Raw genomic sequence first — 21776 nt, 5'->3', positions numbered from 1 at the left:
AGGCTAACTTGAAGGCAACTGATTGCACAGTTAACTCCCAGGCTTTTTAAGATTTGCTGTTTTGTTAACTACAAGTAAGGTGCGATCGCTTCCTGATCACATTGCAAGTTAAACTACTCTTAAAATAATCTTGAGAATTTTTATATTTAAACTTGTACTAAGATAATGAATTTAGATAGCGGAGGTACTCAGCAATTGTGAACTTATGACCTTTAAATGCTGCTCACAGCACACTCAAATAGTCAAGTATTAAACATCTATTATTGATAATAAATATCAAATATGTAGAAATTCATCAAGAATCATCATCAATAGGTCAACAGACATCCACCTTCTACACCATCAGTAAGGGTTGTTCAACAATATTCCCAGAACAATCCTAAATGATTTATCAACATCTCTCTACCTTGTTTACCCTCTCCTCCTTGTCTCCCTTATCTCTGTTGTTGACATATCAAACATGACTGCTATATATAGCCCAACACATAATTAGCAATTTCAGGTATCAGCTATGTTTTATTTTGGGATTGAGCATGAAGTCGCGTTCTTAAACCAAGAAGGTAAATTTGCCGATTTTACCCACACCAAATTTACCGATTTTGCTCAAATTGTCGACAGATTACCCATATACCCTAATGATTATCCTCAACTACGTGTAGGTGATGCCGGAATTAAAAAGAAACGATGGTACATTGAAGGATTTGAAAGATTTGCTGATTCTGATCAACCAATAGATTGTTTAGCCAAAGGTATTGAAATTAGAACCACCATACATACTGATATTCAAGGTGCGGTGAATGAATTATCAGAAAGTTTTCGTTTACTGCAAGAGTTAGCGGTTAGCTTTGGTTACACACCAGTTTTAGCTAGTTTTAACCCTTACAAAACAGTTTTTGAACCCCAACCACCATTAAATGATTTTGAAATCAAACAACTACAAGCTTATCCTGATGAGCAAACTGCTAATATTTACATGGTCAGTTACGGGCCAGATTTAAATATTTCTGTAGCAGATATGTCTACAGAAAAGTTAATTGATATTGGTCAAAAGTTAACTTATTACAGTCCTTATATCGTCCCTTTTACTTATAGTTCACCTTTTTACAATGGTAGTTTGTGGGAAGGATTATCAGTCAGAACTTTTATTAGAACAGGTAAACGTTCAGCAACACTGGTTTTCGTGGAAAAAGCAGAACAATTAATTCCTAGCATCCCATCATTAACCAAAGTTGCTCGCATTCCCGCAGAAATCGGACGTATAGAATTTAAAGCTTTTGACAGTTGTGATGATTTTAATATTTATGCAGCTTTATTGGCATTATTAAAAGGTTTGATATTAGATGAAACTTTACAGGGGAGATTAACTGTACCTGATGCAGCTTTGCACCAGCTTTCGGCTAGGGAAGGTTTTGATAATGAAGAGATTTTTGCTAATGCCCTAGAAGTTTTACAAGCATCTGAGGTTGCTTTGAATGATGATCCAGATGTTAACTTGCTTACACCATTAAAAATAATGCTAGAACAGCGAAAAAGTAAATCCCATGAATTAATAGAGAAGTTTCACAAGCTAGGTTCAATAGAAGAAGTGCTACGCCAAACTTATTGAGTTAAGAAATTAACCAGTATATAGCGGTTCTCATTCTAGTGAGTTACAAGCAAGAATAACACAGACGAAAATCCGCTTTCTGGGATGAGAATTTACAACATTCCTAGAAGGTGAGCATATTGCAAGCCTGAACTATACAACTGAAATGCAAAACAGCATTATAATATATTATAGATAAGGTACCTCGAACAGTACGGGGAGTTATGGCACAGTTGAAATACTGTGCGCCTGTCAGAAGATAAGGTGTCCCGAACAGCACGGGAAGTTATGGTACGGTTGAGATACCGTGCGCCTATCTACAAAAGTAACAAATTGTCACCTTCTTGGAGGCAAAAATAACTAACAAAAAGATTTCCTAAGAAGGATTAATTGAAAGTAACCAAAAGCCATATCTTGGCTAAGGCGACTTTGTGAGCGCCTATATAGGGATGAACCCACGACTCTTACAGTCGTGGGTTCGCCATTAAGTTATTATTTCAGATGGAGGTATCTCAACTAAGTGTATTTTCGACTGAAGAATGTCGAAAGCTTTGAGGCATTCAACTGTGTGACTTTTTCCCTCTATCTGTTGTGTACTTAAATTGATTAAGTAGGCAACATAATCTGCCAATTGTAAACCAAGGCAAAATTGTGAAACACCAAACCAAGGCTGTTCTACAAAGCAGCAATCATATTTCTGTGAATTAATCCAATCTCGGTAAGCTTTTACTAAACGACCATCCTGAACACTACTACTGTGAGTTGAGCGCGAGTCCATCAACAGAATTCCGCTTTCATTTGAACACTTCATAAAACCATCTAACTCTTGTAGTAATCTATTGAAAGTTAAGCGATAAAGCATCGTGTCATCTTTCATATCTTCTCTCATTTTATAAAAAGCTTTCTTATTAACCACAACCGTAAATATGTGGCATGGTAGCTGATTTAAAGTTGTTGATATCTCCAAAAAAATACGAATACGCGATTCCAGTTTATGTTTTTTGAAAGTACCTTCTCCTCTATAAATTTCACGTCCTTTTAACTCCCACGTATCATGATCTTTACTAGGAAAAATGCTTTGTTTTAGTGATAAAACTTTTGTGTGAATTTGCGATGAATCATGTTCACTAATAGCAACACTAGCCAATACAAAAAAATTTGTCTGATCATCTTTTGAACAAGTACCACTTTCGTCAACATAAAACAGGAGCATATTGCAGTGCTGATTGAAGAATACATAAGGATCTCCTGTCTTTTGCTAGAAAGCCCTGTTATACATAATATTAGTAGACGATAAGAAACTAATAATTATTAATCTAGTAATATTTTTACTAGACTGAATTAACAATAGGCTAATCTGCTAGGAGAACAATAAAATATTTTAGTTTAAAATTACTATATTTGCGTAAATTCAGTCTTTTTTTAAATATGAAGATTTATTTTGACAATTCATTCGTAACAAAAACTGAAAATTTAGATAAATATTGCATTTATCAGACATACAGCATGTTTAGGATAAATGAAGTACAAAGGTAGAATCCAAAACCATGTAGAAACATTACATTTAGTGTATCTACAGTATTTCACGAATATGCAAACTGCTGTAATTACAAAGGTGTTAACCAATAAGTAATTCCTTGAATAACTTGATTTTTAAAACCCAACTTAGGCAAATCTTCTGCTGAGACACCAAGATAAGTCCAGTGTGGTACATCTTTAACTACAGTTTGAAACCAGCCATTTTGATTCAGAATTTGCCTTTGTTTTGTATTAGATACCCCTAAATCAATTGCTAACCCCCAAAGATGTTGCGATGTTCCCGGTGGTGCAACTACGCCTAGAATTGCTGTTTCTTTACCTTCTTTGACTTTTTCTAAAGTTTTATTGTTAGCATATTTATGCCAAAACCTTAAATTTGTAGCGTAACTACGCAGACAATCACTCGCACCATAGCCTGATTTTAGAGGAATATTAAACTGTAATCTAGCTTTATTTAAGGCATCGGCGGCTGACTTTTGTAAGTAACAATCCTTGGTATTAACAATTCTTTCTAGTGTTAATTGTGACTGAAATTCTTGAGTATCGGTATCATTATCAAAAATCAATTTTGGCGGTAATTTCACATTACTAGTTGAATTGATAAATGCTGCACCGTAGGAACGGAGTAAAGTATATTCATAAGTTCCTGGTGCGGGCATTACCTTTAAGCTTTGCATAATTGCAGCCACAAAATTTTCTTGTGGGCTTAATGGTTCACTAGTAACAGGTTGATGAGGTAAGTTGGGTTCTTGGGCATTAGCACTACAGCCAGATACAGATGCAACTACGCATTGATTTTCAGACTGTAAATTATTAACTGTTTGATAGCGTTGCAGACTGTTACTAGCTACCAATGCCAAACAAATAAAAATAGCAGTCAAGATAAATTTTGCTGGTTTAATTAGACGTTTCATTAATTACTTAAATTTGTAAATATACTGAATAGTCTATCCTGTGCAAGCATTGTAAAAATAGTTGCATTCAGAACATATAAGCTAAATTTAACTAAATTCTTAAGCAGAACTTAGTTAATAATTATAATTCCTAAAATTGAGATTTTCTCTACTACTATATGCCTAGCTCTTTTGATAGCTTTTTTATTAACAAGGCGCATCCTGGAAAGCACTGGATCAGCTAAAATATCAATGACTCTTAGCTTGCTGTTGTATAAGTATGACCATGCACAATTCCATTGAATTCCAAGACGCTTATGATGTGATTGTCGTCGGTGCAGGTCACTCTGGTTGCGAAGCCGCCTTGGCCGCTGCCCGTCTTGGTTGTCGGACTCTGCTATTAACACTGAATTTAGATAAAATTGCTTGGCAACCTTGTAACCCCGCCGTAGGTGGCCCGGCTAAATCTCAATTAACCCACGAGGTAGATGCTTTGGGTGGGGAAATTGGCAAAATGGCAGACCGGACATATTTGCAAAAGCGTGTCCTTAACTCTTCACGGGGGCCTGCGGTTTGGGCATTACGCGCCCAAACAGACAAGCGCGAATATGCGGCGGTAATGAAAGCCATTGTGGAAAATCAAGAAAATTTGACCATTCGTGAAGGGATGGCGACAGATTTAGTTTTGGGCGCTAACGATGAAGTTGTTGGTGTGGAAACTTATTTCGGTGTGGCGTTTAAATGTAAAACAGTGATTTTGACCACAGGTACTTTTTTGGGTGGCAAGATTTGGGTTGGTAACAAATCAATGGCGGCGGGACGCGCGGGAGAATTTGCGGCTGAAGGTTTGACTGCAACTTTAAATCGTTTGGGTTTTGAAACGGGAAGATTAAAAACTGGGACACCGGCACGAGTAGACAAGCGATCGGTTGACTACAGTAAGATGGAAATTCAGCCAGGAGATGGGGAAGTTCGCTGGTTTAGCTTTGACCCAGAAGTGTGGGTAGAACGGGAACAAATGCCTTGTCACATGACCCGCACTACTGCTGAAACCCACCGTTTAATTAGAGAGAATTTACACCTATCGCCCGTTTATGGTGGTTGGGTAGAGGCGAAAGGGCCGCGTTATTGTCCCAGTATTGAAGATAAGATTGTGCGCTTTGTGGATAAGGAAAGCCATCAAATCTTTATTGAACCAGAGGGGCGGGATATTCCAGAATTATATATTCAAGGTTTTTCCACGGGGTTGCCAGAAACTCTGCAATTACAAATGCTGCGGAGTCTACCAGGGTTGGAAAATTGTGTGATGCTGCGTCCAGCTTATGCAGTTGAATATGATTATTTACCTGCGACTCAGTGTTATCCCACAATGATGACGAAGAAAATTGCTGGGTTGTTTTGTGCTGGTCAAATTAATGGCACAACGGGCTATGAAGAAGCCGCAGCCCAAGGAATTGTGGCGGGAATTAACGCGGCGCGATTTGTGCGTGGTCAGGAAATGATTGTATTTCCGCGTGAGCAAAGTTACATCGGCACGTTACTAGATGATTTGTGTACAAAAGACCTACGAGAACCTTACCGGATGTTAACTAGTCGGTCTGAGTATCGTCTGTTGTTGCGTTCGGATAATGCAGACCAACGCTTAACGCCTTTAGGACGGGAAATTGGTTTAGTTGACGATCGCCGTTGGCAATTATTCACCACTAAACAAGCCCAAATTACAGCAGAGAAAGAAAGATTATACACTACCCGCATTAAAGAACATGATCAAGTCGGAAAAGCGATCACCTCTGACACCCAACAAGCCATCAAAGGTTCTATCACCCTCGCTGACTTGCTGCGGCGACCAGGATTTCATTATGTTGACCTGCATAAATACGGCTTGGGTAATTCCAGTCTCACCCAGGCGGAGAGAGAAGGTGCAGAAATCGATATCAAATATTCTGGCTATCTCGCCAGACAACAAAACCAAATTGAACAAACCGCCCGACAAGCACACCGCCAGCTACCTGCGGATTTAGATTATGGCAAAATTGATACTCTTTCTAAAGAGGCACGGGAAAAATTAACTCAAGTAAAACCACTGACTATTGGCCAGGCTGCCCGTATCGGGGGTGTGAATCCTGCGGATATTAACGCACTGTTAATATATTTGGAATTGCGTAAAACCAAACACCAGACAGACTTTCCGGCATTAACGTAAGTTAAAGTTTTAACAAGCGTGAGTATAGTAGAAGGGAGGGGATTGGTATGATTGATGACACGAATTTTTTCCTGGCATCAACAGCAATCTTCAGACTACGTTGAATTTAATACCACATAAAAATAAACTCGTCAAGTTTAGGCTGGCAGTTTGATATTTTTGCAAAATCCTGATTTCCAGGCGTTAAGAGCATTACTTAATCCTGGCAAACAAAACCCAAAATCATGCCTATGTTACAAGAATTCAACAACCATCTCATCGTTCCGGAACCATCAGAAGAATTAATTAGCAACGAGCCTTGGTCAATCGAAATTTATGCTGATGGCTTGATGGATGATTTGTTTGCCGATATTGACGACATTTTAGATGGCAGTGGCAGTTTATCTTCCCATACTGTGAGGTATGGTGGCCGCATACCACAGCGTTCTAGAGAAGAAACATCTGTAAACGATTGGTATTACTCAGATTACGAGCCACTGCAAACGCTGAACATACCGCAGATTATCCTGCCCAATATGGTCAGCACTGTACAAGGCGTTCCTCAAGTCAGAAATCAGCACGCCAGTACAGTTGTAGTGGATACTCCCGCAATGGCTTCGGGAATCAGAAGACCGAAAATCAAACGGGCTTTCAGCAAGCTGGTGATTTTAGGAACAGCCATCGGGATTGCGATCGCTGGTACGATTTATCTACTACGGGCAGAAGTTCTCTCTTTGATCACTGGCAGATGGACACAGCAAACCGCCTCCATGTCAGGAACTCAATTACCCACCAAAGCAGAAATTGAGGCAGATTTAGCCGATTACATGCTGGGTTCGTTAGCCATTATCGACCAACAAGGCGGAAAAACTAATCAAGCATCTTTTCGCACCGGCATCAGCAATCGCATAACCTCTAACCCGAATACCATTGCTTATGCTGGTAGTTCCCCCATCGGTAACTTACCATCTCCACTCACCGCTAACAATACAGCCCCCACCGCTAACCGTTCAGCAAACAATGTTGTTGAACGCATTTATATTCCTGTTTATCAAGCGCCTTCACCCATGCGCTACGGGCTACCACGGCTTCCCGGAACTCCCTTAACTCTACCGCCCATAGCCAACGCCAGACAAACAACTCAGCCGAATGCCGTCAAAACAGCTTTAAACACTGCCAAGCAACCAGGCAAACCTGTCAGTGTAAATATGTTAGCTGCTGCTGTGCGTACCGATCTTAAACCTGTAGCTGTACGTACTGCCCCAATTACTGTCAGACAATCAGCCAGTCCCCTTCCCGCCTTACCAGTTGCACCACTGCGGGCTGCTTCAGCGCCTGTAGCGAGTGTGGCTGCATCACCAAAAACCCCCCAACAGGTATATTTAGCCTCCAACCCTCAACCTGCACCCAGTCATACCTTAGAAGGTGTACTGGAGTTAGGTAAGAAATCTGCGGCTTTATTTCAAGTTGATGGCGTAACTCGGCGCATCAATGTTGGCGAAACAATTGGTACTAGTGGCTGGACTTTAGTAGAAGTCAACAACGGCGAAGCAATTGTCCGTCGGAATGGTGAAGTTCGCTCTATTTACACAGGACAAAAGCTATAAGCTGAAAGCCAATTTTCGTTGACAGCAAATATCACAATTAAAAAATTCCTAAATTTCTCAGAGTAGATTCTTTTACCCAACTACTCTAATTTCAACATGGAAAAATATCGCTATGTTTTCTTTAGCGTCAATACATCTTTTAGCCTGCTCTTGCAGGTTTTTTATTTTATGTAATCCTGCTTAGTAGTATAACATGCTTTTTTTATTTATCCAGTAAAATTACCGTAATATATTTTTATATAAAAATGAGTGTAGCCCTCATAATTACGGTAATAAGTACAGGGACATAAATAGTTGTAATTATGGCAAGGCAGGAGGCAGTGGTTCGGCTTCGCGGTAATCGAGCGAAGTCGAGATTCACCAACCAGGTAGGAGGCAGAAGGGAAGAAGTTTTTAGCTATTTTGTTCAAGAATTTTATAGTTAAGCTTATTTGTGTCTTCTTACTTACTACGAAATTTATGTACCCTTGAATAGGCTATAGAATGGGAAGTTTAAAATTAAGATGAGGTAGGAAAAAATGACTGAATATAAAACTCATCTTTGATTTATAAAACACGCACTACACCCTAGAAAATATTTTTTCTACTCTCTACTCCCTACTCCCCACTCCCTGCCTACACAGATAATTTAAAAAATCAAACCAGATAACATTTCCACAGTTATCCAACCATGTTCGGGACAACTAAAATCGACTTTAAATGCTCGCGGCATAAAATTATGAGGAAATTACTGAAGCTGGTGCTAAATAGCAGCAGTTATATTCATAGTAACCTCATATTCAATGTGGAAAACCAAGGGCGCATCTACTATTTCTCAGCATGAATCAACCCACAAAAACCACTTGGCAGGATGTTCATGCAGCGTTCCAAAAAATTTGGGGTTACGATGATTTTCGTCCACCACAGGGAGAAATAATCAGAACTTTATTAGCACAGCAAGATGCTCTGATTATTATGCCAACAGGTGGCGGTAAATCTATTTGTTTTCAATTACCAGCATTATTACAAACAGGATTAACATTAGTAATTTCTCCCTTGGTAGCGTTGATGGAAAACCAAGTAAAAGAACTACATCAACGCCATCTGAGCGCAGCACTTTTGCATAGTGAATTACCTTCATCTCAACGCCGTGCAGCACTGCAAGCATTGGAAAAACAACAACTACGATTACTTTATTTATCGCCAGAGACGTTATTAAGTCCACCTGTTTGGGAAAGATTATCTCAGCCACATTTGCAAATCAATGGCTTGATTTTAGATGAAGCACATTGTTTGGTGCAATGGGGAGATACATTTCGACCAGCTTACCGCAGATTAGGGGCGGTACGTCCGGCATTGCTCAAATCAAAACCACCAGGAACGAAAATTAGTATTGCTGCTTTTACAGCAACAGCTGATCCATTAGCGCAAAAGATTATTCAAACAGTTTTACAATTAGAGCAACCTGAAATTTTTCGGCAGAATCCTTACCGTGCTAATTTGCATCCTAGTGTTCGCATCGCTTGGACACCACGGGGGAGAAAACAACAGTTACTCCAGTTTATTCAAAAGCGATCGCCACAAGCTGGGTTAATTTATGTTCGCACCCGCCGTGATAGCGAAGAATTAGCAGCATGGTTAGCCGAGATGGGTTATCCGACAGCCAGTTACCACGCAGGGTTAAGTGCAGCCGAACGCCGCGCCGTCGAAGCCAGTTGGTTAGGTGGTAAAATACCATTTGTGGTTTGTACCTGTGCCTTTGGAATGGGGATAAATAAGCCTGATGTCAGGTGGGTTGTCCACTATCACGCACCACATTTACTATCAGAATATGTGCAGGAAATCGGCCGTGCGGGACGAGATGGGAAACCAGCCGAAGCATTGACACTGGTGAGTGAACCTACAGGATGGTTAGATTCTGGCGATAAGCAAAGACAACAGTTTTTTGCTGATAAAATGCGATCGCAACTGCAAACAGCACAGCAATTAGTCAAAAAATTGCCCAAACAAGGCGACATTAATACAGTCACGCGACAATTTCCTGATGCTGCTGTAGCATTAGCCTTACTCCACAGTAGCGGACAATTAAAATGGCTTGATCCTTTCCATTACAAAATTGAATCAAATGTGCAGAAACAGCCAGCCACACAACTGCAAGCTGTCAAACAAATGCAGCAATATTTAACAACAAAACAATGTCGTTGGCAGTTTTTATTAAATGCCTTTGGTTTTGCTCAAGAAGCCGCTAACTGGCGTTGTGGACATTGTGATAATTGTCGTTGATGCTATTTAACTAGTAAATAATGAATTAAGTATCTTTAAGATTTTCTTTACGAAGCAGACTAAATCTTCCAAATTTTTTTGGTTATCATGATAAATGTCAATTTTATTACACATCAAAAATGATAGTCTTTTCTGGCACACTTCAAGATTTAGCTAATCAACTATTAAAACGTTCAAACCATATAGATTATGAATATCGTCCATCCGTCCGACCAAAAATTTCACTTCCTGCTATAGATATAAATGACTTAGAACAGGTTATTGAAAATTTGTCAGCTAGTAATGGTCAGCCATTAACTTATTTAGGACAGCTTGATTATCCTGTCGAACTTGATGACCTGGTTGATGATTATCCTTTTGAACTTCATGGACAAGTTGTTAATTTCTATCAACAACCTGTTAAATTTGCTTATGACCCCCAGACCCAACAAGTAACAATAACACTAAAGGGTCAAATGCCCCAGTAAATTCATTCTCAATATCCCAAGAACAGCAATAAATTTCAACAACTTTAAGCACTCTGACGCTCAGATTCTTCTTTTTGCAAGAGAAAATCAAGATAGTCTTGTAATTGCAAAAGCCTCGCTTCAGATAGCTTGCGTAATTTGGCTAAAATCATTTCTTCTTGCTACCACTGGGCAACAGGAATAATTTGATATGCTGGTACTTCAATTGTGACATGAGGCAGGTCAAACCCTTCCAGACTATACCCGTCCTCTTCCCCTTCAGGCATGGGGTAATGTTCTACAATTGTTGCAACATCTCCTCGTTTGAGATTATATTCTGGTAAGTCCTGCGCTAAGGCTACTTGGGAAAATAGAGGATACTGTACCTTCATGAATATATTTTACTTTAGTACTTTGGTTATCTACCTAGTCGAAATGATGAAAGTTTAGAAAGCGATCGCATCTCTCAAATCCCAGCATTTAATATTTGCTCTGCTGTTAGTTCTAATTGTGAAAAAATGCTAGAAACGATGACCGCATTTCCTACAAATATACTTTCTTCATACAGACCATCAATTAATGTCAGTACAGTAATTTTATTAGATTGAGGGTCAACAATCCAATATTCAGCTATTCCTCTGGCAGCATATTCAGAACGTTTGTAGCGATAGTCTCTGTCTTCATTAACTTTACCAGGAGAAACAACTTCCACAACTAGTGCTGGCGGTGGCATATCTAAAGTAATTGTGGATCTGGTTGCGGCTTGTAAAATTGTTGCCAGTTCATCTGTTAGCACAACTAAATCAGGAACGCGAGTTGTCGCACGAAATCCACTGATGACAATTTCAGCTTTGTTGCTTAACTGATTGATGGGAACAAATTTGAGGAAATTTACTAGCAAAAACAAAGCTATTTGCACATTTTGAGGACTTTCTGGAGGCACTGCAACTAATTCCCCTGCTACTAGTTCATACTGGTTATCAGTGCGATCGTCATATTTTAAATATTCCTCAAGCGTTAGTTTTTTGCTCGTGGTTGAGGTCATATCGCATAACAGTAATTGGTATATAGGTATTTTAACGAATGCACCTATTTTGGTTTAATAGACTTCATCATGAGAGCCAATATCGATGAGCAAAATTTCTTCTTGATCAGATTCGGGATTCTGCACAAAGTTAAAGACAATACGGCAATCGTAATCCACTGAACAAGCCCAAGCTCCTGACAATTTGCCTTTGAGCTTATGGGTTTGTAACAGTGGATCAAATGGGTCAGATGCTAGAAGCGTTAAACGCTCTTCTATTCGCTCTTGCAACTCTGGTTGTCGTCGCACCAACCGCTTAAATGCTCGTTTAAACGATGATGCTAAAACCAGAGTCATCATTTGTTTAACTCATCCATGATTTGATTAACATTGCCGCGAAACACTTTACCAGACTGGTATTCTGCTTGTGCTTGCACGATATTCGCAGCAATAGCAGAACGTCGTTGTTCTGCTAATCGATGACGGATCAGATCAATGAGTATTTCTTGTTCATCTATTGATAATTCTTCGATGCTGTCTAGAACTTGATCTAATCTAGAAGATTGAGTCATTATTCTTTCTGCCTTGATTACAGTAGATGTTTAAAACTGCCGCAAAAATCTTAAATCACTGGCATACAAACGGCGAATATCATCGATTTGATGTAACACCATTGCAAAGCGTTCTACACCAAAACCAGCAGCAAACCCAGTATAAATTTCTGGGTCATAGCCTACAGATTTCAGCACATTCGGGTCAACCATACCGCAACCCATCACTTCTAGCCAGCGACCATTCCACTGCAAATCAACTTCAGCCGAAGGTTCGGTAAAGGGGAAGTAACTGGCACGAAAGCGGATTGGTAAGTCGCCAAACATCGCTTGTAAAAACATCTTGACTGTGCCTTTGAGGTCTGTAAAAGTCAGTCCCTCATCAATGGCTAACAGTTCTATCTGATGGAAAACTGCTGAGTGGGTTGCGTCTACATTATCACGCCGATAAACTCGCCCTGGTGCGACCACGCGAATTGGTGGTTCTTCTTTTTCCATATAACGGATTTGGACTGAGGAAGTGTGAGTCCGCAGTAAATTACCATCTGGCAGGTAAAAAGTATCCTGCATATCACGGGCGGGATGGTCGGGTGGTGTATTCAGGGCTTCAAAATTGTAATAGTCGGTTTCCATTTCTGACCCTTGGGCTACGGTGTAACCCATCCCGACAAAAATATCTAATGCCCGGTCAATAATGCCGTTGAGGGGATGAATGCGACCTTGGGGGCGGAAAATTCCCGGCATCGTCACATCTAGTGTTTCTGCTTCTAGCTGCGCCTGAATTTTTGCAGTTTCTAAAGCGGCACGTTGCCTATCTAGACTAGTTTGCAGGGACTCTTTGACTGTATTGGCGATCGCTCCAATTTTAGGGCGTTCCTCTGCACTCATCTGCCCCATGCTGCGTAACAATGCCCCTAATTGCCCTTTTTTCCCCAGATAATTGACTCTGAGTTCTTCCAGGCGTTCTAGGGTATCAGCAGCAGCGATCGCATTTTCTCCTTCCTGCTGTAATGCTAAAAGTTGAGTCTCTAAATTGCTAGTCATTAGTTAATAGTCATTAGTCATTGGTCGTTGGTCATTAGTCATTGGTCAATAGTAAGAACTCTTTACTCATGACTAATGACAAAAGACAAATAACCTTATTTTATAAGCGATCGCGCCAGGGAGGATTTTTTCTTTGGTATTTGTGATGTCAAGCATTGACAATTTAGCTTTAACTGTTGACTATGGTCTCTTGACCCTGCAAATTTTAGATTTTGGATGATTCTTTCCGTTCACACCCCAGACTCTTTTGGGCAGAACAAATCTAAAATCCCCGGACTGTATCCCCAAAATGGGTGCAGTCAATCTAAAATCTAAAATCCAGAATCGAAAATTAAATGACCCATGAAATTACTTATTAGTAATGATGATGGTATTTTTGCCTTGGGTGTGCGTACCCTAGCCAACTGCTTGGCAGAAGCTGGCCATGATGTAACTGTAGTTTGTCCAGATCGGGAGCGATCGGCCACCGGACATGGATTAACTCTACACCAGCCAATTCGCGCGGAAATTGTTGAATCAGTTTTCCATCCCAGTATCAAAGCTTGGGCTTGTGATGGCACGCCTTCAGATTGTGTCAAATTAGCAATATGGGCTTTATTAGATTCTCCTCCAGATTTGGTGCTGTCTGGTATTAACCAAGGTGCCAATCTCGGAACCGAAATTCTTTATTCTGGAACTGTTTCAGCCGCAATGGAAGGAGTGATTGAAGGCATTCCCAGCATTGCTTTTAGCCTGACTAGTCATCTCTACAAAGACTTTCAACCAGCCGCTAAGTTTGCCAAAACTTTAGTGGAGCAACTAGCCGCTAAACCCTTACTAGATTTAATGTTACTTAATGTTAATGTGCCTGCGGTGAAGTGGGAAGAAATTGCCGGAGTCACTTTTACCAGACAAGGAGTCAGGCGCTATGTTGATGTGTTTGACAAGCGCATTGATCCCCGTGGTAAAACCTACTACTGGTTAACTGGTGAAGTTCTCGAAGATGTCGAACCCCCAATGGGGTTAAATTTACCGCAAAATATACCTATTGACGTGCATGTGATTCGTCAAAACTATATCAGTATTACGCCGTTGCAATATAATCTCACCTATCCAACCGGACTCGATAAATTATCCCACTGGGAAATTCCTTTAGATAAGTAAATTTATATACTTTTCATCTAAAGGCAACTACATAATCAAATTCATTTACCAATTTGGCAAAGTCATGATGAGCATTTTAACCTGCTGCCCACAGCCTTCATTTTCCTACCCTTGGCCTTTTTATGATCAGTTAAAGGCATCACAGTAAAATTTAGGTTATAAAGTAGGAGCGTTTTGATATTACTGATACATATAATGTGGGAAATATTCAGGTAACTCTTTTGCAGGATTTCTTCGACGTTCACACAATCTACCCCAAACAAGGTATGCTGTTGTACCAAGAAAAACATTCTCTACCAAATGTGGTAAAACAGCATAGACTTAACCAAACAAGTAACATTTTTGTTCTTGATCGCCCGCTCAGTCCAGCAAGCAACACCCATGTCTAGGATAGAGAACCAATTTACCGTACAATTTTGGGGTGTTCGTGGCAGCATCCCCAGTCCAGGGCCACATACTGTCCGCTATGGTGGTAATACCCCCTGCATTGAGATGCAAGTGGGCGACAAACGCTTAATTTTCGATGGTGGTACAGGGCTGCATGTTTTAGGACAATCTTTACTGCGCCAAATGCCCTTAGAAGCTCATCTGTTATTTACTCATTCCCACTGGGATCACATGCAGGGGTTTCCCTTTTTTGTCCCAGGGTTTGTCAGAGGCAATAATTTTCACATTTATGGTGCGATCGCTCCTGATGGTTCGACCATTGAGCAACGCCTCAATGACCAGATGCTTCACCCAAATTTCCCAGTGCCATTACAGATTATGCAAGCCAATTTGCATTTTCACGATGTCAAACCAGGGCAACCCATTCACATTCATGACATTACCATAGAAACGGCATCATTAAATCATCCCGGTGAAGCAGTTGGCTATCGAGTTAACTGGCGCGGTGGTGCTGCTGTATATATCACCGATACCGAGCATTTTCCGGACAGATTGGATGAAAATGTGCTAAGGCTATCTCGCAATGCCGATATCCTCATCTACGATTGTACTTACACCGATGAGGAATATTATTCGCCAAAATCGCCGAAAATTGGCTGGGGACATTCCACTTGGCAAGAAGCGGTAAAAATAGCCAAAGCTGCTAACGTCAAAACCTTGGTCATCTTCCACCATGATCCAGCTCACAATGATGATTTTTTGGATGCTGTCGGGGAAGAAGCGGCTAAACAATTTCCAGGCGCAATCATGGCACGGGAAAGAATGGTGCTGCAAGTGTCTACATCTGTCCCGTTATCAGAATCTTTTCCTGTTAGATAAGTTGTCTGGGTAAAAGTTGCCTGTCAAGCGATCGTAGATTTTAGATTAGATTGGTGATCAAGAGCTATAAGCGCGAGAATCTACCTCATCAGGACACTGTGAAAACCAAAGACAAAGTTGTGTGTTTATTCCAGTTAAAACTACTCATAGTCTAAAAACGAAAAATCAACGGTTGGGATGTTAAGCGTTCATCAACCTTACACCTCTATACCCATACACAGCTTGTCTTCTACTCATTGGTGTTCCATCAGGTTGCTTGCGATTTATGGCGAAATAAACCTCAAATTCCAGAATCTACGTGCTAAATTTGTCTCAAAATGGATGTTCTGTATGGGTTGCTGCTTCAGCCACAGAGGTTCTCAGGCCAACTAATGTTGCGCTGGGCAAATTTGATGGCGTACATCTTGGCCATCAAAGGGTAATTCAGCCGATTCTACAGCCAGCCGCGAACAAAGATGGGGAAACCAACCAACCCCCAACACCAGAACTCATATACTCAACAGTTGTGACTTTTCGTCCCCATCCACAGGAATTTTTTACGGGAACACCCCGTACTTGGTTAACACCACTGGATGAAAAAGTTCAACAATTGCGATCGCTAGGAGTGGAACAACTAGTACTATTACCCTTCGACAAGGAATTATCAGCTTTGTCGCCGCAAGAGTTTGTTGATAAAATTCTCGTCCAACAATTACAGTGTCAAAGAATTAGTGTTGGGCAAGATTTTTGTTTTGGCAAACAGCGTCGAGGTACTGCTAAAGATTTGCAATTACTTGCGTCTCAACACAATATTCCTGTTACTATTGTTCCATTACAAACCCATACAGATAACTTGTCAGACAGTGGATTTGTCAGCCTACCTCCAATTAGCACTTCTCTAATTCGCCAATGTCTGGAAAGTGGCGATATCAAAAACGCTAATTTATGTCTTGGAAGACCTTACACCCTCTTCGGTACAGTGGTTCAAGGTCAACAACTCGGTAGAACCATTGGTTTTCCTACGGCTAACCTTCAAATACCCAGCGATAAATTTTTACCACGTCACGGCGTTTATGCGGTCAAGGTATATATTTTAAATGAAACCACCCCTACGACTGTTCCGCAATTGATTTTAGGAGTGATGAATATTGGTAATCGCCCCACGGTAAATGGTATAAATTCATCCGTAGAAGTACACTTATTTGATTGGTCTGGGGATTTATACGGCAAACAATTGACTGTAGAACTCATCGAATTTTTACGCCCAGAACAAAAATTTGCGTCTCTAGAAGCCTTGAAAACACAAATTCACCGAGACTGTAAAATTGCTCAAAAAATTTTGTCTGGAGAATGCTAACTTCCGATGATGAAGTGGGAATACTGAAAAACAGGGAGTGGGGAATGAGGCATAGGTTATTCTCCATTCCAGTTCCTAATCGCCAATTCCTCAATCATTCTGTGGTGCATGAGAGAACAAATTGAAGCTTTAACTCAAAATCTCGCTCTTACCATTGTCGGTAAAACCGAGGCAATTCGCTTGGTATTAGTCGCCTTATTAAGTGGTGGTCATGCACTATTAGAAGATGTTCCTGGAGTGGGTAAAACGCTGCTGGCTAAATCTTTGGCGCGTTCTTTAGATGGCAAATTTCAACGCTTACAATGCACTCCCGATTTACTTCCCACAGATATTACTGGTACGAATATTTGGAATCCCAAAACTGGTGAATTTACCTTTCTGCCTGGGCCTGTGTTTGCTAATGTACTTCTAGCTGATGAAATTAACCGCGCTACACCTCGTACTCAGTCAGCTTTATTAGAAGTAATGGAAGAAAATCAAGTCACAATTGATGGTGTTTCTCGGTCAGTTCCCCAGCCGTTTTTTGTGATTGCTACCCAAAACCCCATTGAATATCAAGGTACTTTCCCATTACCAGAAGCTCAAATGGATAGATTTATGCTGTCTTTGAGTTTGGGTTATCCTTCGGCGCAAGAAGAATTACAAATGTTGCAAAATCTCCAACAAAGGGCAAATGTGACGGAGTTACAACCTTGTATTAGCTTGGCAGAGTTACAACAATTGCGTCAAATCTGTTCTCAAGTCAAAGTAGAAGCTTCTTTACAAGAATATATTTTGGAATTGGTAAGGGCAACGCGACATGATGAAGAAATTACTTTGGGTGTGAGTCCGCGCGGAACAGTAGCTCTACAAAAAGCAACTCAAGCATTAGCATTTATTTCTGGGCGTGATTATGCCATCCCCGATGATGTAAAATTTTTAGTGCCTTACGTTCTTTGTCATCGCCTCATTCCCAGGGGAGGACGTAATGCCAAAACTATTGTAGACAGATTATTGCGATCGCTGCCTATTCCTTAGCTAAAGTTACAATATACTTCGATTTCCTTACGCTGCTTGGATTTGCCCGTGTTAGGATCACCAACAAATGAGGTGGATAGCAATGAAAGCGATCGAAGTAACTGGCAAAATTGACTCTGAAGGCAACTTAATCTTAGATCAGCCGATTCGGGAAATCAATTATCCTCATCAAGTGCGGGTGATTGTGTTAGTTCCAGAACACACAGCAGCAGAAGTTGATCCTGATGATACACCTGTTGAGGAAATTAAAGCCAGCTTAAGGAGAGCCTTACAGCAAGCTAAAACGGGTCAACGCCTACCACTATCCGAAATGTGGGAGGGAATTGATGCCGAATGAACAGCCATTAGTCTTCATTGATTTAACTCCTGAATATAAACAAAATTTGCGTGACCTCTCAAAGAGATTTCGCAATATTCGCTCTGATGTACAACCAATTATTGAGGAACTACAGCAAGGAAATATTGTCGGAGCACCTACAAGTATTTTGTAACTCACGCGCCAACAAAAAACCCCGCCTGATGGCGGGGTAAAAGCTATCTCAAGATTTTCAACTTCTTAGAATGTGAAAGTTGTTCTGAGAGTACCGATGAATGCGTCATCATTGTTGTCGTTCTGGCCAGGAGAAGACAACCAGATTACACCAGGAGTGATGGAAATGTTGTCAGAGACGCGATATTTGTAGAAGCCTTCAACTTGGAATGGCAGATCGTTGTTACCCTGTGAAACTGAGAATCGGCCAATAGAATAAGGTTGAACGCCACCGAAAATACCCAGAACGTTACCTTTCTTACCAAAATCAGGCAGTGCGATACCACCACCGTAGCTCCAAACTTCTCTATCATCACCTGCACCAAAGCCTGTGACATCACTGTAAGAAATGAAGCCACTGATAGATAATTTGTCACTAGGTCTGAATGCTGCTGACAAACCGTAGGAATTGCTTGAGGATGCGTTCGGAAGATTATTGGCGAAACTAGTACCTACTACACCTGTAGCAATGTTATTTTGCTCACCATTATCAAATAAAGAACTACCTGCACCATTGTAACTGTGGACATACGTAGCAGCGACTGCAAGGCGATCGCCAATACCAAAGTTCAATTGTCCTAAAGCTGCATAGTTACCATTGAACAAACCTTCACCAGAAGTAGGACTATCAGCTTCGGATGCTAAGTAACCTACGGTGATAGAACTTGGCTTGATAATGCTGCCACCTTGGCCAAAAGGTATGTTGAAGGCGATACCTGCGCCACCACCGATACGGTAAATTGGGTTTTCGGAGGAGAAAGTGGATAATGCGCCATTACCACCGTCGGTTTTGTCAAAGAAGTAGGGGTTGTTAACAGCAGCGTAGTGGCTGTGTTTACCACCAGCAGCAGCTAGGTAAACTTGAACTGGGCCAACAGGCGCTTCGTAAGTCAATCTATCTACTACAATGCTGTTACCACCAGTGCCACCTACGTTGTAAGTTTGCAATGGCTCTGCGCTGTTAATATCTGTACCAGCGTTGTTTTGCAGAGTAAAGGGAGTTGCGTTACTAGCTGTCAAACGAGTTGTCAATACGTCTCTACCAGTGAAACTGGTCTGTAAGCCTAGACGTACTCTGTCTTGGAAGACAGTATTATTTCTTTCACCACTGTTTCCACCAAATACATCGCTAACAGCGAAGATTGCTTCACCAACGAGTTTAGTGGTGGTAGAGAATTGATTAGCTTCTAATTCAGCAGTGCGTGCTTCTAAAGCATCTACACGACCACGTAAGGTTGCTAATTCAGCAGAAAATTCTTCTTGTAACCGTTGTAAAGTTGCTAAATCTTGCTTGGTTACTAAATCTGCTGTAGCTGTAGCGATTAATTCGTTAACGCGGTCTAAACAAGCGTTCAAACCAGCCGCAAATTCATAACGGGTAAGAGCGCGATTACCACGATAAGTACCGTTAGGATAACCAGCAATACAACCGTAACGTTCTACCAAAGACTGTAATGCTTGGAATGCCCAGTCAGTGGGTTGTACGTCAGAGAATTGAGATACTGAAGTTACTTGAGACAACGAATTGTTGGTTTTGCCTTCGTTGCTGTAACGGTTAACTTGGTCTAAAACTTTGCTGTCGTTGTTAGTAGGTGCTGCTTGAGCCAAAATTTCTGGTTGGGCAACTTCTACTGCAACTGGTTGTTCAGTTGTTGAAACTTCTGTGCTGGCATTAGGAGCTGCAATCGCTGTTGCTGAAACGAGTAGGGTTGCTCCTAAAACTGCGGGGCTAACCACGAGTGATTTCCACAAGAGATTAGACATTTTTACTTTTCTCCTCACACCTTGTATAGAGAATTGTTTCGTTGCACTTCTTCTCAAAAATACGATATTTTTGGAAATTTCGTTAATGAGGTTTGGTGCCACTATTACAATTTTAGTTTTTGAAAAGCTAACATCTGATTAACTTAGTGTTAAAAATTGATGTAATTAACTTATGCAAAAACATACCTTTATAGCTTATTATTATAGAGCATTTGTCGCAGATGACAAGCTTGGTGCGATCGCCTGTTAAACTGTCACAATCCAACCTGTGTCTTTTCTAGGCAAGAGTAAGGTTTAGGGTATTTCAATTTTCCCAGCACCCCTCATTCCTCAATTTCCCTTCCCCAGATGTCGCCGGACAAAGGGTTTTAACTGATTTGAGAAATTACAGATGCTAAGTCAAAGTCCTTTTGGGTTAATCCACCTGCATCATGTGTGGTAAGCGTTACTTTGACTTTGTTATAGGAAATTTCTATATCTGGATGATGCCCAGCTAATTCTGCTGGTTCGACTAATTTGTTCACAAACTCAATTGCTGTCACAAAATCTTTAAATATCAGTTTGATCTGCAACTGATTACCTTCAACACTCCAACCTGACAAACTGTTGGCACATTCTCGAATTTCTGCTTCAGTTAGTAGTTGTGACATACCAAAAAATCCCAGTTGATATTTTTGTCAGGACACTTTGAAATAATTGATTTGACCAGCCAGTCTGTTATGACTTACGCAGTTAGACGAAAAATACAGGGTTTTGGGAAGGGTTCGAGGGTTTAGGGGTGTAGGGTTGTACTTCTTCCAAACCCTTATACCCTATACCCTGTTACCCCTGCACTCATTCTTTACAGACAATATTTATGCGTAAGTCCATTCTGTATTCCGATAAGCTGCAACAAAAAGTACCTATAAAAAACTATCCGCTCTGATTTTAGGTCTGTTGACCTAATGTCAGAGCGGTCTAGCGGGTCTTCAGGTTGCAACCAGACTGCCGGGAGGAACTCCCAGGCTTACCTAGTTAATTGAGATAACTTAGTTTCTCAATGTAACTATGGCTAACTTTAGAGAACAGCCCCGGCGCACAGCCGGCTAACTGCAACCTGATGACCCATGCGTTTACTACTTTCTATCATGGGCATCACCTCCTTATTGCCTAAGCGGACTTAGTTTCAAAAAGGCAGAGTAATTACTCTGGGCTTTTACCTTGAATCAATATAACACATTAATTTTAGAAAGATAGCGGTGTTTTGAAGAAGAAAGAATTTATGCCAGGACTAACGCAGTGAGATGAAAAATCAAGGGTGTAGGGTAGGGGTATAGGGGTGTATGTATCCAAAAACCTTACACCCAATCTCCACAAACCACCTTCTTTGCTAAACATAAAAAAATCCCCTGCCCAAGAGCAGAGGATAAATGAAAAGTCAGATAGTGATGAATTTCTTCAAATCTTACAGAGCATTACCGCGAGGTAACACTTCTTCAGGGAATATAAATTGTTCGTGGGGCTGGTCTTGAGGAGCCATCCAAGCGCGGATACCCTCGTTCAGCAAAATGTTTTTGGTATAGAAAGTTTCAAATTCTGGGTCTTCGGC

20 protein-coding genes and 1 pseudogene are annotated in these 21776 nt (G+C 40.8%); 11 read left to right on the top strand and 10 right to left on the bottom strand.

The window, feature by feature from the left end; all coding sequences use genetic code 11:
- Nucleotides 1-511 precede the first annotated feature (511 nt).
- Nucleotides 512-1606 (top strand): glutamate--cysteine ligase, encoded by a 1095-nt coding sequence (locus H6G28_RS29375; protein WP_190676217.1) that lies wholly within the window; start codon nucleotides 512-514, stop codon nucleotides 1604-1606.
- A 463-nt stretch (nucleotides 1607-2069) separates the two neighbouring features.
- Here H6G28_RS29375 and H6G28_RS29370 read toward each other — a convergent pair whose 3' ends face one another.
- Nucleotides 2070-2798, bottom strand: coding sequence for a DUF3800 domain-containing protein (locus H6G28_RS29370; RefSeq protein WP_190676215.1), 729 nt, complete (start codon nucleotides 2796-2798; stop codon nucleotides 2070-2072).
- Nucleotides 2799-3192: 394 nt separating this feature from the next.
- The gene (locus H6G28_RS29365; protein WP_190676214.1) at nucleotides 3193-4038 is read right to left on the bottom strand and encodes a D-alanyl-D-alanine carboxypeptidase family protein; all 846 of its coding nucleotides are present in this window, start codon (nucleotides 4036-4038) and stop codon (nucleotides 3193-3195) included.
- Between the two features lie 259 nt (nucleotides 4039-4297).
- Here H6G28_RS29365 and mnmG point away from each other — a divergent pair, with 259 nt between their 5' ends.
- From mnmG to H6G28_RS29345, 4 genes are all read left to right on the top strand, one after another.
- Nucleotides 4298-6220, top strand: a complete 1923-nt coding sequence (mnmG, locus tag H6G28_RS29360) for a tRNA uridine-5-carboxymethylaminomethyl(34) synthesis enzyme MnmG (RefSeq protein WP_190676212.1) — start codon at nucleotides 4298-4300, stop codon at nucleotides 6218-6220.
- A gap of 224 nt (nucleotides 6221-6444) precedes the next feature.
- Complete coding sequence (locus tag H6G28_RS29355; protein WP_313950018.1) at nucleotides 6445-7806, top strand: hypothetical protein; 1362 nt, start codon at nucleotides 6445-6447, stop codon at nucleotides 7804-7806.
- Nucleotides 7807-8625: 819 nt separating this feature from the next.
- Complete coding sequence (locus tag H6G28_RS29350) at nucleotides 8626-10068, top strand: RecQ family ATP-dependent DNA helicase (protein WP_190676210.1); 1443 nt, start codon at nucleotides 8626-8628, stop codon at nucleotides 10066-10068.
- Nucleotides 10069-10187: 119 nt separating this feature from the next.
- Complete coding sequence (locus H6G28_RS29345; protein WP_190676208.1) at nucleotides 10188-10535, top strand: hypothetical protein; 348 nt, start codon at nucleotides 10188-10190, stop codon at nucleotides 10533-10535.
- Nucleotides 10536-10696: 161 nt separating this feature from the next.
- Here H6G28_RS29345 and H6G28_RS36450 read toward each other — a convergent pair whose 3' ends face one another.
- The 5 genes from H6G28_RS36450 to pheS form a co-directional block, all read right to left on the bottom strand.
- Nucleotides 10697-10906: a DUF4926 domain-containing protein gene (locus H6G28_RS36450; RefSeq protein ID WP_199332970.1), complete on the bottom strand. Its 210-nt coding sequence runs from the start codon at nucleotides 10904-10906 to the stop codon at nucleotides 10697-10699.
- A gap of 74 nt (nucleotides 10907-10980) precedes the next feature.
- Nucleotides 10981-11559, bottom strand: a complete 579-nt coding sequence (locus H6G28_RS29335; RefSeq protein WP_190676206.1) for a Uma2 family endonuclease — start codon at nucleotides 11557-11559, stop codon at nucleotides 10981-10983.
- 54 nt (nucleotides 11560-11613) lie between these two features.
- Nucleotides 11614-11898: a type II toxin-antitoxin system RelE/ParE family toxin gene (locus H6G28_RS29330; protein WP_190594099.1), complete on the bottom strand. Its 285-nt coding sequence runs from the start codon at nucleotides 11896-11898 to the stop codon at nucleotides 11614-11616.
- Nucleotides 11895-12110 (bottom strand): hypothetical protein, encoded by a 216-nt coding sequence (locus H6G28_RS29325; protein WP_190594097.1) that lies wholly within the window; start codon nucleotides 12108-12110, stop codon nucleotides 11895-11897. The genes H6G28_RS29330 and H6G28_RS29325 overlap by 4 nt, the downstream gene beginning before the upstream one ends.
- A gap of 30 nt (nucleotides 12111-12140) precedes the next feature.
- Nucleotides 12141-13133, bottom strand: a complete 993-nt coding sequence (gene pheS / locus H6G28_RS29320; RefSeq protein ID WP_190676203.1) for a phenylalanine--tRNA ligase subunit alpha — start codon at nucleotides 13131-13133, stop codon at nucleotides 12141-12143.
- A gap of 342 nt (nucleotides 13134-13475) precedes the next feature.
- On the opposite strand from pheS, the gene surE reads away from it, so the two are divergent.
- The 6 genes from surE to H6G28_RS29290 all read left to right on the top strand — a co-directional run bounded on the left by surE (nucleotide 13476) and on the right by H6G28_RS29290 (nucleotide 18386).
- Nucleotides 13476-14276, top strand: coding sequence for a 5'/3'-nucleotidase SurE (gene surE, locus H6G28_RS29315; RefSeq protein ID WP_190594093.1), 801 nt, complete (start codon nucleotides 13476-13478; stop codon nucleotides 14274-14276).
- Nucleotides 14277-14657: 381 nt separating this feature from the next.
- Nucleotides 14658-15542: an MBL fold metallo-hydrolase gene (locus tag H6G28_RS29310; protein ID WP_190594090.1), complete on the top strand. Its 885-nt coding sequence runs from the start codon at nucleotides 14658-14660 to the stop codon at nucleotides 15540-15542.
- A 298-nt stretch (nucleotides 15543-15840) separates the two neighbouring features.
- Entirely contained in the window at nucleotides 15841-16878 is a 1038-nt protein-coding gene (locus tag H6G28_RS29305; protein WP_190594088.1) for a bifunctional riboflavin kinase/FAD synthetase, read from the top strand.
- Nucleotides 16879-16986: 108 nt separating this feature from the next.
- On the top strand, nucleotides 16987-17895 hold the full coding sequence (locus H6G28_RS29300) for an AAA family ATPase (RefSeq protein WP_190594085.1): 909 nt from the start codon (nucleotides 16987-16989) through the stop codon (nucleotides 17893-17895).
- An 82-nt stretch (nucleotides 17896-17977) separates the two neighbouring features.
- Entirely contained in the window at nucleotides 17978-18232 is a 255-nt protein-coding gene (locus H6G28_RS29295) for a type II toxin-antitoxin system RelN family antitoxin (protein ID WP_190594083.1), read from the top strand.
- Nucleotides 18222-18386, top strand: coding sequence for a hypothetical protein (locus tag H6G28_RS29290; RefSeq protein ID WP_242048602.1), 165 nt, complete (start codon nucleotides 18222-18224; stop codon nucleotides 18384-18386). The genes H6G28_RS29295 and H6G28_RS29290 overlap by 11 nt, the downstream gene beginning before the upstream one ends.
- 65 nt (nucleotides 18387-18451) lie before the next feature.
- Here H6G28_RS29290 and H6G28_RS29285 read toward each other — a convergent pair whose 3' ends face one another.
- From H6G28_RS29285 to H6G28_RS29275, 3 genes and pseudogenes are all read right to left on the bottom strand, one after another.
- Nucleotides 18452-20188 carry an iron uptake porin gene (locus H6G28_RS29285; RefSeq protein WP_190594082.1) on the bottom strand — a complete coding sequence of 579 codons (1737 nt, stop codon included), beginning with the start codon at nucleotides 20186-20188 and terminating at the stop codon, nucleotides 18452-18454.
- Nucleotides 20189-20556: 368 nt separating this feature from the next.
- Nucleotides 20557-20838 carry a 4a-hydroxytetrahydrobiopterin dehydratase gene (locus tag H6G28_RS29280; protein WP_190594080.1) on the bottom strand — a complete coding sequence of 94 codons (282 nt, stop codon included), beginning with the start codon at nucleotides 20836-20838 and terminating at the stop codon, nucleotides 20557-20559.
- A 794-nt stretch (nucleotides 20839-21632) separates the two neighbouring features.
- A pseudogene (locus tag H6G28_RS29275) lies at nucleotides 21633-21776 on the bottom strand (photosystem II D2 protein (photosystem q(a) protein)); the annotation flags it as partial.

The organism is Nostoc sp. FACHB-190 (assembly GCF_014696905.1).
Taxonomy (GTDB): domain Bacteria; phylum Cyanobacteriota; class Cyanobacteriia; order Cyanobacteriales; family Nostocaceae; genus Nostoc_B.
Note: the sequence above shows the minus strand (reverse complement) of the source record. Positions and strands in the feature narration are given on the sequence as shown.